The sequence below is a fragment of the Arthrobacter sp. IK3 genome (assembly GCF_051337705.1).
In the GTDB taxonomy this organism is placed as follows: Bacteria; Actinomycetota; Actinomycetes; order Actinomycetales; family Micrococcaceae; genus Arthrobacter_B; species Arthrobacter_B koreensis.
The window spans coordinates 86717-102901 of sequence record NZ_JBPPSW010000012.1; the positions used below are offsets into that span (position 1 = coordinate 86717).

Here is a 16185-nt window from a genome sequence, read left to right on the forward strand (position 1 = left end):
GGGGGCGCACCTGGTTGCTGGTGCAGCGGGTAGTACTGGAAAGGGCGGCCGCCGCAGCGGCCGCCCTTCACGAACTACGCCTGGGCGTTGGAGATGAAGTCGACGGCGTCGCCAACGGTCTTGAGGTTCTTGACCTCTTCGTCGGGGATGCGAACGCCGAACTTCTCCTCGGCGTTGACCACGATGGTCATCATCGAGATGGAGTCGATGTCCAGGTCATCCGTGAAGGACTTGTCCAGCTCAACGGCCTCGGGGGCCAGGCCGGTTTCCTCGTTCACGATCTCGGCGAGACCGGCCAGGATTTCTTCGTTGCTAGCCATGGGGGCTCCTTTTTTCGGTGGTACCGGTGCTGGACCGGTATGGGTTTTCCAACCGCCGCAGGCGGTGTGGTCTTGCAAACTAGGGGAGGACTACTACCTGTGCGCCAAACACCAGCCCGGCGCCGAAGCCGATCTGCAGCGACAGTTTTCCGCTGAGGTCGGGATGCTCGGCAAGCAGCCGGTGCGTGGCCAGCGGAATCGAAGCGGCCGAGGTGTTGCCGGCGTCGGCGATGTCCCGGGCGATAACCACGGACTCCGGCAGCTTCAGCTGCTTGGCCATCTCATCGATAATCCGCATGTTGGCCTGGTGCGGGACGAAGGCCGAGAGATCCTCCGCCGTCACGCCGGCGGCGTCGAGAGCCTGCTGTGCGGCTTTGGCCATCTCCCAGACAGCCCAGCGGAATACGGTCTGGCCGTCCTGGCGCAGGGTGGGCCACAACTTGGTTTCCCGCTCGGCCAGCACGGAAGCCGGCAGCTCGCCGTCGGCTTCGGCCGCAAGTGAAAGCTCGCGGATTTCGAGCATTGAATGTGTCATGCCAATCGCACCGGACTTGCTTCCGTCCGAGCCCCAGACCGACGGACCGATTCCGGGAGTGTCAGAGGGTCCCACAACAACGGCGCCTGCGCCGTCGCCGAGAAGGAACGAAATGGTGCGCTCGGTGTTGTCGATGAAATCGGAAAGCTTTTCGACGCCGACGACCAGCACGTACTTGGCGGCACCCGAGCGGACCAGTGCATCTGCCTGGGCAATGCCGTAGCAGTAGCCTGCGCAGGCGGCTGAGACGTCGTAGGCGGGGGCGGGAGTCGCTCCAAGCCTGTCGGCGACCTGCGCAGCTGCCGACGGCGTGGCGAAGGGGTGGGTCACGGTGGAGACGATGACGGCGTCGAGTTCCGAACCGTCGATGCCGGCGTGGGACAGTGCATCGCGCCCGGCCAGCTCCGCCATGTCCACCACGGAGGTGCCTTTGTCAGCCCGGTGGCGGGTGACGATGCCCGTGCGCTGGCGGATCCACTCGTCGGAGGACTCGATCCACTGGCACACGTCCTCGTTGCTGACGATCACGTCCGGGCGGAACGCGCCCAGACCGTGGATCCGGCTGAACTCGTTGACGGGGGCTTGCTTCAGGGTGGGCGTGCTCACGCATTACCTTCTTGGGTTGTAACTGCTGCCGCGCCGGAGTGCTCGGCCACGAAGGCACGGGCAGCGGCGAGGTCTTCGGGGGACTTCAGGGCCAGGGAGGGCACACCGCGCATGCCGCGCTTGGCGAGTCCGGTCAGCGTGCCGGCAGGAGGAAGTTCCAGTATGCCGGTGACTCCCATGCCTGTCATGGTCTCCATGCAGGCGTCCCACCGGACCGGGCGGGAGACCTGGGCGATCAGACTGTCCAGGTTGGCCTCGCCGCTTACCACGGCGGCGCCGTCGAAATTCGAGAGCAGCGTGGGCAGGGGCTGTGCGGGGGACAGGGAGGGCCGCAGCGCTTCCAGGACGCTGAGCGCCGGTTCCATATGGGAAGTGTGGAAGGCTCCCGCGACCTTCAGGGGAATGACGCGTGCCTTAGCGGGGGGATTGGCAGTCAGCTCCGCCAGCTGTTCCAGCGTGCCCGCTGCCACGACCTGGCCGCCGCCGTTGGCGTTCGCCGCGGTGAGGCCCAGGCCGGCAAGGACCTGCGCGACGTCGTCGGGGTCGCCGCCAAGCACCGCGCTCATGCCGGTGGGCGCTGCAGCGGCAGCGCGTGCCATCGCGTTGGCGCGCTCCCGAACGAAGGTCACGGCGTCATCCTCGGTAAGGGCGCCTGCGACGGCGGAGGCGGTGATCTCGCCCACCGAATGGCCGGCGACGACGGTTGCTGCGGTGAGGGCGCCGGTGTCGAGAAGCAGGCGGGCGGCTACAAGCCCAGCCGCCACGATCAGCGGCTGCGCTACGGCGGTGTCTTTGATGGTCTCTTCGTCGGAGACGGTGCCGTGCGCTACGAGGTCTAGCCCCGCGGCGTCGGAGAGCGCTTCGAGGTGCTCCCGTACCCCGGGCAGTTCCAGCCACGGAGCAAGGAAGCCTGGCGTTTGTGACCCCTGGCCGGGGCAGACGATTGCTAGCACGTAACAAGCTTTCCAAAGAGGGACGTATTTACCGGGTGTTTAGGTGAACCAAGCTCGCCCGGGCGCATTGTAGGAAGTCTACAAGGGTGGCCCGGCGGTGCAAGGCAGGTAAGGGAGGTCTCAGGAACGGGTCGCAGGGCGTTCGGGGACTGCTTTGCCGGCAGGCGCGAGCCTGCCGACCACCAGGGCCGTCTGGAGGACGAAGGCTTCGCGGGGGAGCATCGGGTCCCACCCGGTGATGTCGCAGACCCGCCGCAGCCGGTAGCGGACGGTGTTCGCGTGGACAAACAGTTCCCGTGCCGTAGCCTCCAGCGAATGTCCTAGGGACAGATAGGCGGAAAGCGTTTCCGCCAGACCGTTGGAGGCGGCCAGCAGTGGCCGGTAGATGCTGCGCACCAGGGCCTTGCGTGCCGAGTCGTCTCCGGACATGACCCGTTCCGGCCACAGATCATCCGCGGCCACCGGGCGGGGAGCTGCCGGCCAGGCACGCGCCGCAGTGAGACCGGCGAAGGCTGCCTGGGCCGAGGGGCCCGCGTCCACGAGGGAATCCGCCGGCGGCCCGTACACTACCGGGCCGGTGCCGAAAAGATCCGCCAGGCGGGCCAGGGCACCTGACTTTTCGCTCATTCCGCCCAGCACCAGGATGAGCCTGTCGCCTTGGATGCCCACCAGGGTGTCCTCGGCGAGCCGTCCGGCCACCCGGCGGAGTTCGTTGACGAAGGACGGGCTGGGATCAGCAGGGGAGCTGCCCACAATCACCGTGACTCCTGCCGTCGAAGTCCAGCCGACGGCGGCGATCCGGGAGCGGAGGGCGTCCGAGCTCTCGCCGCGCAGGATCGCATCTACCACCAGCGCCTCAAGCCGGGTGTCCCACGCTCCGCGGGTTTCAGCGGCCCGGGCGTAGACATCGGCAGCGGCGAAAGCAACCTCGCGGGAGTAGCGCAGGACGGCTTCGCGCAGCGGTCCCTGGACGGATCCCGCGGCAAGTTCCGGCACGCGGTCTTCCACCACCTGGACAACCACGCGGATCAGGGCGAGGGCTTTCTGCAGGCTGATGGCGCGGGTCAGTTCTGTGGGCGCGGTTCCGAAAACGTCGCTGAGCACCCAGGCCGGGGAGGCGGGGCGTTCGTACCAGTTAACGAAGGAAGCGATGCCCTTCTGCGCCACCATGCCCAGGGCAGAACGTTCGTCCGGACGAAGGCCCCGGTACCAGGGCAGGGACACATCAAGCTGCTTCAGCGTGGCCGTAGAGAGCTTGCCGATGTTGGCCTTGAGCCGTTCCAGGATGAGCGGGTCGGCACCGTTCTCCGGTGCCGCCGCTGCTGGTGGCGTTGTGCGGGTCACTGGCATCCTCGAAGCTTACGGCCTTGGCTGCCGAACCTCCATTTTGTGTGAAGGCTACAACTCTGCAGCCTCGGGCCCGGCTATGGCCGTGTGCGGCATCCGGCTGCCCGCCTAGGCGTCGCCGCCGGCATTGCCGCTGGTGCCCTTCGTGACGTCCAACAGGTGGTACCGGCTGATGGCCTCCCGGGGAGCAGACGAATCCACCTCACCGCGCCGGGCCAGCATCTCGAGGGTCCGGACCACCATTGAGTGGCTGTCGATCTTGAAGTAGCGCCGGGCCGCGGCCCGGGTGTCGGCAAAACCGAATCCGTCCGCGCCCAGGGACGCGAACTCGTTGGGCAGGAACTGGCGGATCTGGTCCGGTACTGCCTTCATGTAGTCCGTGGAGGCCACCACGGGTCCGGTGGCTCCGGCCATCTGCCGGGTCACGAACGGAACCCGAGGCTCCGCATCGGGGTGGAGGAAGGCTTCTTCCTCAGCCGCGAGGCCGTCCCTGCGCAGTTCATTCCAGCTGGTCACCGACCACACGTCCGCTGAGACATTCCAGTCCTCGGCCAGGAGCCGCTGCGCCTCCATCGCCCAGGGGACCGCGACGCCGGAGGCCAGCAGCTGCGCCCGTGGGCCGTCGATCGACGCGGAGGAAAGGAGGTAGATGCCCCTGATGACGCCTTCCACGTCAAGGTCCTCCGGCGCCTTGGGCTGGAGGATGGGCTCGTTGTAGGCCATGAGGTTGTAGATCAGGTTCGGGTCCTTCGAATCCGGCCCGTACATTTCCTCCAGCCCGTGCCTCACGATGTGGCCGATCTCGTAGCCGTACGCCGGGTCGTAGGTCTTCACTGCAGGGTTGGTGGACGCCAGGATCGGGGAGTGCCCGTCAGCGTGCTGCAGGCCCTCACCGGTCAGGGTGGTCCGTCCGGCTGTGGCAGAGATCATGAACCCGCGGGCCAGCTGGTCCGCAGCCGCCCAGATGAAGTCGCCGGTGCGCTGGAAACCGAACATCGAGTAGAAGATATAGACCGGGATCAGCGGCACGCCCTGCGTCGCGTAGGACGTGCCGGCAGCGGTGAACGCAGCGATTGAACCGGCTTCATTGATGCCGACGTGCACAATCTGGCCCTGCGGGGACTCCTTGTACGCCAGGACGAGGTCCCGGTCCACCGAGAGGTAGTTCTGGCCCTGCGGGTTGTAGATCTTCGCTGTGGGGAAGAACGAGTCCATGCCGAAGGTCCGGGCCTCGTCGGGAATGATCGGCACAATCCGCATGCCGAATTCCTTGTCCCGCATCAGGTCCTTGAGCAGGCGGACGAAGGCCATGGTGGTGGCTGCCAGCTGCTTGCCCGAACCGCGGTTGGCTACCTCGTAGGACTTTTCCCCCGGCAGGTGGATCGGATTGAAGTCCGTGCGGCGTTCGGGAAGGAAACCGCCCAGCTCCTTCCTCCGCTCCAGCATGTAGCGGATTTCGGGTGCCTGGGGTCCCGGGTTGAAGTACGGCGGGCGGTAGGGGTCCGCTTCGAGCTGTTCATCCGTGATGGGAATCCGGAGCGAGTCCCGGAACAGCTTGAGATCGTCCAGGGTGAGCTTCTTCATCTGATGGGTGGCGTTGCGTGCCTCGAAGTGCGGGCCGAGGCCGTAGCCCTTAACCGTGTGGGCCAGGACAACGGTTGGCTTGCCCTTGAATTCCAGGGCTGCCTTATAGGCCGCATACACCTTGCGGTAGTCGTGGCCGCCCCGCTTGAGGTTCCAGATGTCGTCGTCGGAAAGACGTGACACCATCGCCTTGGTCTGGGGGCTCTTGCCGAAGAAATGGTCCCGGATGAAGCCGCCGGATTCGGCCTTGTAGGTCTGGTAGTCGCCGTCGAGCGTTGAATTCATGATCTCCACCAGCGCGCCGTCGTCATCGGCAGCGAGCAGCGGATCCCATTCCCGGCCCCAGAGCACCTTGATGACGTTCCAGCCGGCGCCGCGGAAGAAGGCCTCCAGCTCCTGCACGATCTTGCCGTTGCCGCGCACCGGACCGTCAAGCCGCTGCAGGTTCGCGTTAACCACGAATGTGAGGTTGTCCAGCTTGTCATTCGCGGCAACGTGGAGCAGCCCGCGCGATTCCGGCTCGTCCATTTCGCCGTCGCCCAGGAACGCCCACACGTGCTGTTCCGAGGTGTCCTTCATACCGCGGTTGTGCAGGTAACGGTTCAGCTGGGCCTGGAAGATCGCGTTCATGGGGCCGATGCCCATCGAAACGGTGGGGAACTCCCAGAAATCAGGCATGTTCCGCGGGTGCGGGTAGGAAGACAGGCCGTGGCCTTCCCGGGACTTCTCCTGCCGGAACCCGTCCAGGTCTTCCTCGCTCAGCCGTCCCTCCAGGAACGCCCTGGCGTACATTCCCGGCGCCGCGTGGCCCTGGAAATAGACCTGGTCCCCGCGTCCGGGATGATCCTTGCCGCGGAAGAAATGGTTCATCCCCACCTCGTACAGCGTGGCGGCACCGGCGAAAGTTGAGATGTGGCCGCCGACGCCGATTCCCGGGCGCTGCGCACGGTGCACCATGACCGCAGCGTTCCACCGCATCCAGGCCCGGAAACGGCGCTCAACCTCCTCGTCGCCGGGAAACTCGGGCTCCTGGTCCACGGGAATGGTGTTGACGTAATCCGTGGTGGTGACCATGGGTACGCCTACTGAATGCGCCCCTGCGCGCTGCAGCAGCGAACGCAGAATGAACTGGGCCCTCTCGGTTCCCTCCGTCTTGACCAGGTTGTCCAGGGACTCGATCCATTCGGCGGTTTCTTCGGGATCGGTGTCGGGCAGCTGGCCGGTGAGCCCGCTGAGGATGTCCGTTCTGTCTTCTGCGGCCACGAATCTCTCCTATGCACAGATGGTGCCTGGAACCTGCCGCTGCGGGGGTCCTGTGCCTGCCGGATCACTCCGCCCGCGGCCGGATGCCGGGGGACATACGCGCCGCGCGTACCGCCGTGCGTGTCCTTCCTGCCACTGTAGACCGGCGTCCCCGCCTTGCGTAGCCTTCACCCGGGAAGGCCTGCCGGCGGACTCGGAACCCTTGAAGCTTGCCGGTTAAAGGTGTTCCCTTGAGTCAGGAAAAGGGCAGTTCTGGCCAAGATGTGATTCCCTTGTATTTATGCAGTCAACCAGGAGGAGTGAAGTGAGCGAGGCCGATGCCGTCACAGAGAAAAACGTGGCGGAAAGAATGGGTTTCAAAGACGGCGACCTGATTCAGGAATTCGGCTACGACGAAGACGTGGACTTCGATCTCCGTGAGGACCTTGAAGACCTCTCGGGCGGCGAGCTCCTCACTGAGGATGACCACGAGGTTGTTGACGGGGTCATCCTGTGGTGGCGTTCGGATGACGGCGACCTGGTCGACGCGCTGGTTGACTCCCTGACCACGCTCGACGACGGCGGAGTGGTCTGGGTCCTGACGCCCAAGTCCGGGCGGGAAGGCTATGTTCCTCCCGCCGACATCGAAGAGGCGGCTCCGACTGCCGGCCTGCACGTCACCACGTCACCGGGCGTGAGCCGTGACTGGGCCGCCACACGCCTGGTCAGCCGCCGGAAGAAGTAGCCGCTTTTGATACCTGCAGCCGGGATCCCCGGCATCGGGGATCCGGCACCTGCCTTCGAGCTGTCCAACCAGTACGGCGAGACCGTCCGGTCAGCCGACCTCGCGGGCGCTCCCGCCGTCCTGGTGTTCTATCCCTTCGCTTTCTCCCGGGTCTGCTCGGGCGAGCTTGAGGCGCTTGCAGGGCTGGAGCCCGAATTCAGCGCAGCCGGTGCGAGGCTGCTGGCCGTGTCCTGCGATGCGAAGTATTCGCTCCGCGCCTGGGCGTCGGAGAAGGGCTGGGAATTCGACCTTTTGTCCGACTTCTGGCCACACGGCGCCGCTGCAAGGGCTTTCGGAGTCTTCGAGGAAAGCCGCGGCATGGCAGGCAGGTCAAGCTTCATCCTGGACTCGGACGGGCGCATCGCACAGATCCTCCGCTCCGGCCAGGACGAACCCCGCCGCGCCGCGGATTACCTGCAGGCACTTTCAGCGCTCCCGCCCAGAGAACGGAACTGACATGACCCAGCCTGTACCGCCGGGAACGGGGCTCACCGGATTCGTGACGCGGGAAGCCCTGGACGCCTCGGCAGATCCGACCGCGGCCGAACGCGCCCAGCTGGACCAGGCCGTTGAGCTGCTTGCCGGCCGCAGGATCGCACTGCTCACCGGGGCCGGACTCAGTACTGATTCCGGGATTCCGGACTACCGAGGCCCGGACGCACCGCCGCGGAACCCCATGACCTACCAGCAGTTCGTGGGAGACCCGGTGCTCCGCCAGCGGTACTGGGCGCGCAACCACGTGGGCTGGCACCACCTTCGCCACGCCGTACCCAATGCCGGCCACGAGGCCGTAGTCCATTTGGAGGAACGCGGCCTGCTCACCGGTGTCATCACGCAGAACGTGGACCGGCTGCACAGTGATGCGGGCAGCGTCCGGGTCATTGACCTGCACGGACGCTATGACCGGGTGCTGTGCCTCTCCTGCGGCGCTGTGTACACACGTGAAGGGATCGCCAGGCTACTGGAGAAGCTCAACCCGGGATTCCTGGAACGGGTGGCAGCGGACGGGGACATCGCCCCGGACGCCGACGCCGAGATCACCGACACCGAAGGCTTCACCATAGCTGACTGCCCTGTGTGCGAGGGGATGCTCAAGCCGGACTTCGTGTACTTCGGCGAGAACGTGCCCAAGGAGCGTGTCCGGCTGGCCTACGCGGCGGTGGACGACGCCGGTGCGCTGCTGGTTGCCGGTTCCTCGCTCACCGTCATGAGCGGGCTGCGCTTCGTCCGGCATGCAGCCAAGGAAGGTAAGCCGGTAGTGATCATCAACCGGGGTGAGACCCGGGGGGATGCGCTGGCGGACCTCAAGATCGATATGGGCGTCGGTACGGCACTGCAGTACCTGGCGCGGGCCCTGCCGGATCCCGTCCCTTGGCCCGGACAGGGGCATTAGGTAATCGCGGGCATCTTCCGGTAGTGTAATTCCTCGTGATGCGGCGCTGGCCGGGAATATCCCAGCTGGCATAACGGGTCACGTTGGGTCTTTAGCTCAGCTGGTAGAGCGCCACGTTTACACCGTGGATGTCATCGGTTCGATCCCGGTAGGACCCACCGGCAAAACCCGCCTGCGGAACACCGCAGGCGGGTTTTTTCGTATCCAGGACTGCCTGCGGGGTGGGGCTGCGGTGTCCGGATGCAAAGCGGATCCCGAGGGTACACACACCCGGTTCAAAGCCTCCGGCGGTAAAACTAAACGGGTGCGGTTGACGCACCGCGTACCAGAGCACGTGAAAGACATGAGCACATTGCCCACGAACTTCCCCAAGACTGCGGCTGCGTTCCTGCTGGCCACAGTGCTCAGTGCTGCTGCCCTGGCCGGCTGCACCGGCGAGCCGGCACCCACCACAGTTACTGTTCCCGGCAGCCCTGAGACTCCTTCTGCCGGTTCCGAACCGGAGCTGGCGCTGCGGGCCGAACTTGACAGCTACGCGGCACAAGCCGGAGCCGACTTTTCGGTAGCCATCTACGAACACGGAACGGGCCGTGCCTGGTCCTACCACCCGGAGGGCCGGTACCTGGAAGCTAGCCTTGTGAAGGTTCCGATTCTTCTGACGCTGCTTCGCCAGGCAACAGAGGAAGAAAGGGAACTCACGGCAGAGGAAGAGCAGCTTGCCGAGCTCATGATCTGCCAGAGTGACAACGCGGCGACAGATGAGCTTTATGCCATGCTGGGCGGGGCGGAAGAGCTGCAGAAAACCTACGGGCTGCTGGGAGTCACCGGCACGGAAGCAGGTGAAGTCTGGGGTGCCAATGAGACCAATGCCGAAGACCAGCTGAGGATCGCCACGGCGGTGGCGCTTGGGGTGGACTGGATCCGGGACGGATTGCAGGATTACGCGGCCGTCCTGCTGGAAAACGTAGTTCCGGAGCAGGCCTGGGGAATCAGCGCCGGGATCCTGAACCCCGTGGCGGAGGTTGGACTGAAGAACGGCTGGCTGCAGGATGATCTCCTGGCCTGGAACGTCGGCAGCTCGGGCTTCGTGGTAGGAGGCAGCGCCGAGTACAGCATTGTTGTGCTCACGGCAGGAACGGATTCGCTGGACGAGGGCATCTCACTGCTTGAGGGAGCGGCCGCAATTGTTAACGGCTGGGAGCTTGGGGCCTACGGATAGCCTAGTGCGCCTGCCGTCCGCGTGGTCCAGGCTCCGACCAACGGTGGTACACGGCCACCAGCGGCTTCGCTGAGAGTCCGTGGGCGAAGACACTCAGCCCAACGGTTGCGGCGACAATAGCCAGCAGGGTTTCGGCAGCCGGAGTGCCGCGCTCGAAGGCGAGGATGGCGAACACCACCGAGGCTAGTCCCCGGGGGCCGAACCAGCCGAGGAACGCGCGTGTCGGCCACGGTGCGCCGCTGCCGGCCATAGCGGCTCCCACCGCCAGCATCCGCACGGCTGTCAGGCTCAGCAGCGCGTAGACGGCCATTTGCCAGGTGAGATGGGACAAGGCGGCAGGTACAGCCACGGCGCCAAAGATCATCCAGGTTGCGGCGGCGAGGATGCCTCCGGTCTCTTCCGTGAAGCGCGTGGCGTCACTGTCGTCGGCACCATGGGCGAGTCGGAAGGCCAGGCCCGCCACGAAGGCCGCCAGAAACGCGCTTCCCCCCAGGGTGACGGCGGCGGCGTAGGCTGCCAGGGCAACTGCCAGCGTGCACGGCTGGCGCCAGCGGGTTTCAAACCAGCCCCGCCGGGCAGCCAGCCGCTGCAGGTACCCGCCGGTGCAGCCGATAAGAACTCCCGCAGCCAGGCCCCAGCCAACCTGCTGCGCGAGGGCGGCCGCGATAGCGGAGGGCACACCGGCGTCGAGCGCTGACATGGTGAGGTCCAGGGACACCAGGAAGAACGGAACCGCGACGCCGTCGTTCAGTCCGCTTTCAACGTTCAGGGCGCGGCGCACCGGAACCGGCACTGAGGGATCCTCCACTACCCGGTGGCCGAGCGCGGCGTCAGTGGCACAGAGCATTGCCGAGAGAAGAAAAACGCTTGCGGGGGAGAGATCCGGAAAGAGGGCGGCCCCGGCCGCGAATCCAAGCAGCAGCGTCAGCGGCAGCCCCACGCCGAGCAGGCGAACCGGCCAGCCGGGGCTGCGGCGGAGCCCACCCAGGTCCAACCGGGCCGCGTCGTTGAACAGGAGGAACACCAGGGCCAGCTCGGCCACCCGCAGCACCGAGTTTGTCTCAAGTGAAATCCCCAGCCTGTCACCGAACGCCAGCGCCAGGAGGAACCCCGCCAGGACGAATGCCATGGCTGAGGTGATACCGCGGCGGCCCAGCGGACCGGAGAAGGCACTCAGCAGGATCAGGGCTGCGGAGCCGAGCAGTAAGGCAATCATGCTGTTCCTCCAGTGCCGGCGGTTATTCCGCGGGCCGGGCACGGTGAGCGTCCTTGCACCAACGTACGAGAACCCGCCCTTCCAGTACAGGGTTCGCCGGCCCGGCAGGCAGCGCTGCAGGTTCTTCCTGCCGCATGGATTGCGGCGGGGGGCCTCCCGCCGCCGGGTGCAGCCCGGTATCCTGTGGGTGCAGTCCGCGGCGCGGCAGCGCCGCCCGGGCTGATACCAGGGACAGCACGAAGCGGCGGGAGGTCGCCGGCCATGGTTCGAACCAGGATCAGCCATTCGAGCGTGTCGACGCGCACTGAGAGGGGCAGGTCCCGCCGGGAGAAGACGCCCCGGTCCCTGCACGCCGCCTGGGAACCCGCCGCCCGCAGGCCGGATCCGGTGGCGCTCCTGGAGGAGCAGAACCTCACTCGGGAGCCGGACCTGGTTCCCGTGCGGCACGGACGCATGCTCGCCTCGCCGCTTGCGTTCTACCGCGGTGCGGCCAAGATCATGGCAGCCGACCTTCGGGACATCCCGAGGAGCGGACTGAATGTCCAGCTCTGCGGGGACGCCCACCTATCCAATTTCGGCCTGTTCGCTTCACCCGAGCGGCGGATGCTCTTCGACCTCAACGATTTCGACGAGACCCTGCCGGGGCCGTTCGAATACGACGTGCTGCGGATGGGAGCCAGCTTCACGGTCGCAGCCAGGAACAACCTCTTCAGCCCGGAGAAGGCACAGAAGGTGACGGAGGCCGCCGTCCGCTCCTACCGCGAAGCGATGCTCCGGTTCGCCTCACTGGGCGTCCTCCAGATCTGGTATGCGCGGTTGGAGGAAGAAGACGTACTCCGGGCCATCCGCCTCGCAGCCGGAACCGGCAAGGGACGGGACCGGAAGAAAGCTGCCCGGCGGGCCGGGCTGGCCGCGGAGAAAACCGTCCTGAAGGCGCGCTCGAGGGACAGCCTGCAGGCACTGTCCAAGCTGGCGGAGCTGGTAGACGGCAAGTACCGGATAGCCAGCCGGCCGCCCATCGTGATTCCGGCACGGGAGGCACATGCGTCGTTCGGTATGTCGGCGTCGGAGCTCCGGCGTGCCGTCAACGACCAGTTCACGTCATACCGGCAGATGCTCCAGGACGATCGGCGGCACCTGCTGGAGAGATTCGAAATAGTGGACGCTGCGCGCAAGGTGGTGGGCGTGGGCAGCGTTGGAACCCGTTCATTCATCGTCCTGCTGCAGGGACGTGACTCCGGGGACCCGTTGTTCCTGCAGGTCAAGGAGGCAACGCGGTCCGTGCTGGAGGACCACCTGCCCGCCAGTGAGTACCGGCAGCCGGGCGAACGGGTTGTCCAGGGCCAGCGCAGCATGCAGGCGGCGAGTGACCCCTTCCTGGGCTGGACCAGGGGAGTGCAGGCCAACAGGTACATGTACTGGCGGCAGCTGCGGGACATGAAGGGGAGCGCAGAGGTGGAAGCAATGCGGCCGGCCGGCATGGAGTTCTACGCGCACTTGTGCGGCTGGACCCTGGCGCGGGCGCATGCACGGACGGGGGATCCGGTGGCACTGGCGGCCTATCTTGGCCGCGGCACGAAGTTCGACAAGGCCGCATCCGAATTCTGCCGGCGGTACGCGGACCAGAATGACGCCGACTACCAGTCCTTCGCGGAGGCAGTCCGTTCCGGCCGGATCAGCGCCGTCGAAGGCGTGTAGGGGCAACGGCCGGGCGTGCCGGGAACGCCCGGCAGCTCCGGCTTCCGGACGTCCGCGACGAGCCATGTGGCGGCAGGTCCGCCGGAAGAATAGGCTGGAGGCTGAAGACGGCGTATTTCCGCGCCGAGTCCGTGCTGCAGTCAGCGGCACCTGAAGAATCCTTGGAGTGAACTTGAGCGCACAAATCGGTGTGACCGGCCTGGCCGTGATGGGGGCCAACCTCGCCCGCAACCTGGCCCGGAACGGCTACACAGTTGCCCTGCACAACCGCTCGATCGAAAAGACCGACGCCCTCCTTGAGGCGCACGGAGACGAAGGCGACTTCATCCGCACGGAGTCGCTGCAGGAACTGGTGGACTCCCTGGAGAAGCCGCGCCGCGTCCTGATCATGGTCAAGGCCGGAGGCCCGGTGGACTCCGTCATCGACCAGCTGGTTCCGCTGCTGGAACCGGGCGACATCGTGATCGACGCCGGCAACTCCCACTACGAGGACACCCGGCGCCGGGAGGCAGCCCTCGCTGAGAAGGACCTCCACTTCGTGGGCGTCGGCGTGTCCGGCGGCGAAGAGGGTGCGCTGCTGGGCCCGTCCATCATGCCCGGCGGGTCCCGGGAGTCCTACGACTCGCTGGGTCCGATGCTGGAGAAGATTTCAGCGAAATACAACGGCGAGCCGTGCTGCACCTGGGTGGGTACAGACGGTGCCGGGCACTTCGTGAAGATGGTCCACAACGGCATCGAATATGCGGACATGCAGGTCATCGGCGAAGCCTACGACCTGCTGCGCTCGGCTGCGGGCATCGAGCCCGCCGAGCAGGCAGAAATCTTCACTGAATGGAACAAGGGCCAGCTGAGCTCCTTCCTGATCGAAATCACGGCCGAAGTCCTCGCCCACACCGACGCGAAGACCGGCAAGCCGTTCGTTGACGTCGTCGTGGATTCCGCGGGCCAGAAGGGCACGGGCCGCTGGACGGTTGTCTCCGGCCTGGACCTGGGTTCCCCGGTCTCTGCCATCGCGGAATCCGTGTTCGCCCGCGCACTGTCATCGCAGCGCGGCCAGCGCGAGGAAGCACAGGGAGTCCTTGCCGGCGAGGAAGCCGCCGTCGAGCTTCCCGAGACCTTCGTGGAAGACGTGCGGCAGGCGCTGTACGCCTCCAAGCTGGTCAGCTACGCCCAGGGCCTGGACATGCTTACCGGGGCGGCGAAGACCTACGGGTGGGACCTGAAGCTGGATGAGATCGCCTCGCTCTGGCGTGCCGGCTGCATCATCCGCGCGGAACTGCTCGATGACATCATGAAGGCATATGCGGACGGCAAGGCTCCGGCCAACCTCCTGCTCGCCCCGGCGTTCGCCGAGTCCATCGCCCAGGCTCTTCCGGCCTGGCGCCGGGTGGTGTCCGTGGCTGTTCAGCTGGGCATCCCGGTTCCGGTCTTCTCGTCCTCCCTGGCCTACTACGACGGCCTGCGCCGCAAGCGCCTGCCTGCCGCCCTGACCCAGGGCCTGCGCGACCTGTTTGGCGCGCACACCTACAGCCGCGTGGATGCCGAAGGCACCTTCCACACGCTGTGGAGCGGGGATCATTCCGAAATCGAAGCCGTGGACACCCACTAGTCCTCCGGCACGCAAAAGTCCGGCTGCCCCAAAGGGGGCAGCCGGACTTTTCGCTTTTGTAGCTAGATGTAGATCGCCGGATCCACGTACTCCGCCGGGTCAACGGCAGGCTGGTTCATCTTGGCGTCACGGTGCCGCCACGTCGCGGGAATACCGGTGATGATCGAGTCCGCAGGCGCGTCCTTGACCACGACGGCGTTGGCACCCACCGCGCTGTTGGCGCCGATGGTTACCGGCCCCAGGATCTTCGCGCCGGCGCCGACGACAACGCCGTTGCACAGGGTGGGGTGCCGCTTCACCCTGGCCAGGGAACGTCCGCCGAGGGTCACCCCGTGGTAGAGCATGACGTCGTCGCCGATTTCCGCTGTCTCCCCGATGACCACTCCCATGCCGTGGTCGATGAAGAAGCGCCGGCCGATGGTGGCGCCCGGATGGATCTCGATGCCCGTGGCGAAACGCGCGAACTGCGAGAGTGCGCGTGCCGGGAAACGCAGTGCCGGGTTGGCCCACATCCGGTGGGTCAGGCGGTGGATCCAGATGGCGTGCAGTCCGGAGTAGACAATGAGGTTCTCGAGGGAACCGCGCGCCGCCGGGTCATGGGACGCGGCGGCGGTGAGGTCTTCGCGAAGGCGGGACAGGAAACTCACGGGTGACTTTCTGCTTTGGGGTACCCGCCGTCGCAGGCGGGGCTGGCTAGCCGCGGATGTCGTCGTAGAGAACGGTGGAGATGTAGCGTTCTCCGAAGTCACAGACAACGGCCACGATCAGCTTACCGGCGTTTTCCGGGCGCTTGGCGAGCTCAAGGGCCGCCCAGACTATGGCACCGGATGAAATGCCTCCCAGGATTCCCTCCTTGGTGCCCAGCGCACGCGCAGTGGCAACAGAGTCCTCGATGGAGGCATCAAAGACCTCATCGTAGATCTCAGTGTCCAGGATCTCGGGAATGAAGTTGGCGCCGATGCCCTGGATCTTGTGCGGTCCGGGGGAGCCTCCGTTAAGGATGGCGGAGTCCTTCGGCTCGACCGCCACGATCTGCATGCCCGGCTTGCGCTCCTTGAGGACCTGGCCAACACCGGTCACGGTGCCGCCGGTGCCCACGCCGGCCACGAAGATGTCCACCTTGCCGTCGGTGTCGGCCCAGATCTCCTCGGCCGTGGTGGTGCGGTGGATCTGCGCGTTTGCTGCGTTGGCGAACTGCTGTGCCCAGATGGCGTTGTCCGTGGTGGCCACGATTTCCTTGGCCTTTTCCACGGCACCGCGCATGCCGTCCGCTCCGGGGGTCAAGACAATCTCCGCACCGAAGGCGCGCAGCATGACCCGGCGCTCGGTGGACATGGTTTCCGGCATGGTCAGGATGACCTTGTAGCCGCGGGCAGCGCCCACCATGGCAAGGGCGATCCCCGTGTTACCCGAGGTGCCTTCGACGATCGTGCCGCCCGGCCGCAGCGCGCCGGCCTTCTCGGCAGCATCGACGATTGCCACGCCAATGCGGTCCTTGACCGAGTTAGCGGGGTTGTAGAACTCGAGCTTGACTGCGACGTCGCCGGGCAGGCCCTCGGTGAGGCGGTTCAGGCGGACCAGCGGGGTGCCGCCGACCAGCTGGGTGACGTCGTCGTAAATTCGTGCCATGGTGTGTGTCCTCTGTTCGTCGGAGCCTGTGAACCGGATGCGGAACGCTT

14 protein-coding genes and 1 tRNA gene are annotated in these 16185 nt (G+C 66.1%); 7 read left to right on the forward strand and 8 right to left on the reverse strand.

Features of this window, described 5'->3' with window-relative positions:
• Positions 1-74: 74 nt before the first annotated feature.
• The 5 genes from ACSLGO_RS15590 to aceE form a co-directional block, all read right to left on the reverse strand.
• A complete protein-coding gene (locus tag ACSLGO_RS15590) occupies positions 75-320 on the reverse strand; it encodes an acyl carrier protein (protein ID WP_055240832.1) in 246 nt (81 codons plus the stop codon).
• Positions 321-399: 79 nt separating this feature from the next.
• Positions 400-1461 (reverse strand): beta-ketoacyl-ACP synthase III, encoded by a 1062-nt coding sequence (locus ACSLGO_RS15595; protein WP_091604067.1) that lies wholly within the window; start codon positions 1459-1461, stop codon positions 400-402.
• Positions 1458-2414, reverse strand: a complete 957-nt coding sequence (locus tag ACSLGO_RS15600; RefSeq protein WP_436401449.1) for an ACP S-malonyltransferase — start codon at positions 2412-2414, stop codon at positions 1458-1460. Before ACSLGO_RS15600 ends, ACSLGO_RS15595 begins: the two co-directional genes overlap by 4 nt.
• Before the next feature lie 120 nt (positions 2415-2534).
• Positions 2535-3764, reverse strand: coding sequence for a PucR family transcriptional regulator (locus ACSLGO_RS15605; RefSeq protein WP_091604070.1), 1230 nt, complete (start codon positions 3762-3764; stop codon positions 2535-2537).
• A gap of 105 nt (positions 3765-3869) precedes the next feature.
• Positions 3870-6608: a pyruvate dehydrogenase (acetyl-transferring), homodimeric type gene (aceE, locus tag ACSLGO_RS15610; protein ID WP_436401450.1), complete on the reverse strand. Its 2739-nt coding sequence runs from the start codon at positions 6606-6608 to the stop codon at positions 3870-3872.
• 304 nt (positions 6609-6912) lie between these two features.
• Here aceE and ACSLGO_RS15615 point away from each other — a divergent pair, with 304 nt between their 5' ends.
• The 5 genes from ACSLGO_RS15615 to ACSLGO_RS15635 all read left to right on the forward strand — a co-directional run bounded on the left by ACSLGO_RS15615 (position 6913) and on the right by ACSLGO_RS15635 (position 9983).
• Positions 6913-7332, forward strand: a complete 420-nt coding sequence (locus ACSLGO_RS15615) for a DUF3052 domain-containing protein (protein WP_091604076.1) — start codon at positions 6913-6915, stop codon at positions 7330-7332.
• 6 nt (positions 7333-7338) lie between these two features.
• Complete coding sequence (locus ACSLGO_RS15620) at positions 7339-7827, forward strand: peroxiredoxin (protein WP_436401451.1); 489 nt, start codon at positions 7339-7341, stop codon at positions 7825-7827.
• 1 nt (position 7828) lies between these two features.
• Positions 7829-8764: an NAD-dependent protein deacetylase gene (locus ACSLGO_RS15625; protein WP_436401452.1), complete on the forward strand. Its 936-nt coding sequence runs from the start codon at positions 7829-7831 to the stop codon at positions 8762-8764.
• An 85-nt stretch (positions 8765-8849) separates the two neighbouring features.
• Positions 8850-8922, forward strand: a tRNA-Val gene (locus ACSLGO_RS15630).
• 185 nt (positions 8923-9107) lie between these two features.
• Positions 9108-9983 (forward strand): serine hydrolase, encoded by an 876-nt coding sequence (locus ACSLGO_RS15635; RefSeq protein ID WP_091604086.1) that lies wholly within the window; start codon positions 9108-9110, stop codon positions 9981-9983.
• Position 9984: 1 nt separating this feature from the next.
• On the opposite strand, the gene ACSLGO_RS15640 is transcribed toward ACSLGO_RS15635, so the two are convergent.
• Positions 9985-11199 (reverse strand): cation:proton antiporter, encoded by a 1215-nt coding sequence (locus ACSLGO_RS15640; protein ID WP_176697568.1) that lies wholly within the window; start codon positions 11197-11199, stop codon positions 9985-9987.
• Between the two features lie 291 nt (positions 11200-11490).
• Between ACSLGO_RS15640 and ACSLGO_RS15645 the strand changes: the two genes are divergently transcribed.
• Together ACSLGO_RS15645 and gndA are read left to right on the forward strand one after the other, a co-directional pair.
• Positions 11491-12897 carry a DUF2252 domain-containing protein gene (locus tag ACSLGO_RS15645; protein ID WP_436401453.1) on the forward strand — a complete coding sequence of 469 codons (1407 nt, stop codon included), beginning with the start codon at positions 11491-11493 and terminating at the stop codon, positions 12895-12897.
• A gap of 172 nt (positions 12898-13069) precedes the next feature.
• On the forward strand, positions 13070-14506 hold the full coding sequence (gene gndA / locus ACSLGO_RS15650; protein ID WP_091605822.1) for an NADP-dependent phosphogluconate dehydrogenase: 1437 nt from the start codon (positions 13070-13072) through the stop codon (positions 14504-14506).
• Positions 14507-14568: 62 nt separating this feature from the next.
• Here the strand turns inward: gndA and epsC are convergent, their stop codons facing one another.
• Together epsC and cysK are read right to left on the reverse strand one after the other, a co-directional pair.
• Positions 14569-15153, reverse strand: coding sequence for a serine O-acetyltransferase EpsC (gene epsC / locus ACSLGO_RS15655; protein WP_152274679.1), 585 nt, complete (start codon positions 15151-15153; stop codon positions 14569-14571).
• A 46-nt stretch (positions 15154-15199) separates the two neighbouring features.
• Positions 15200-16135, reverse strand: a complete 936-nt coding sequence (gene cysK, locus ACSLGO_RS15660) for a cysteine synthase A (protein WP_436401454.1) — start codon at positions 16133-16135, stop codon at positions 15200-15202.
• Positions 16136-16185: the final 50 nt, after the last annotated feature.

Bases quoted from the DNA above. Each gene is read 5' to 3' on its own strand.
- ACSLGO_RS15590 (WP_055240832.1), bottom strand. From the start codon at position 320: ATGGCTAGCAACGAAGAAATCCTGGCCGGTCTCGCCGAGATCGTGAAC.
- ACSLGO_RS15605 (WP_091604070.1), bottom strand. From the start codon at position 3,764: ATGCCAGTGACCCGCACAACGCCACCAGCAGCGGCGGCACCGGAGAAC.
- ACSLGO_RS15625 (WP_436401452.1), top strand. From the start codon at position 7,829: ATGACCCAGCCTGTACCGCCGGGAACGGGGCTCACCGGATTCGTGACG.
- ACSLGO_RS15635 (WP_091604086.1), top strand. From the start codon at position 9,108: ATGAGCACATTGCCCACGAACTTCCCCAAGACTGCGGCTGCGTTCCTG.
- ACSLGO_RS15640 (WP_176697568.1), bottom strand. From the start codon at position 11,199: ATGATTGCCTTACTGCTCGGCTCCGCAGCCCTGATCCTGCTGAGTGCC.
- cysK (WP_436401454.1), bottom strand. From the start codon at position 16,135: ATGGCACGAATTTACGACGACGTCACCCAGCTGGTCGGCGGCACCCCG.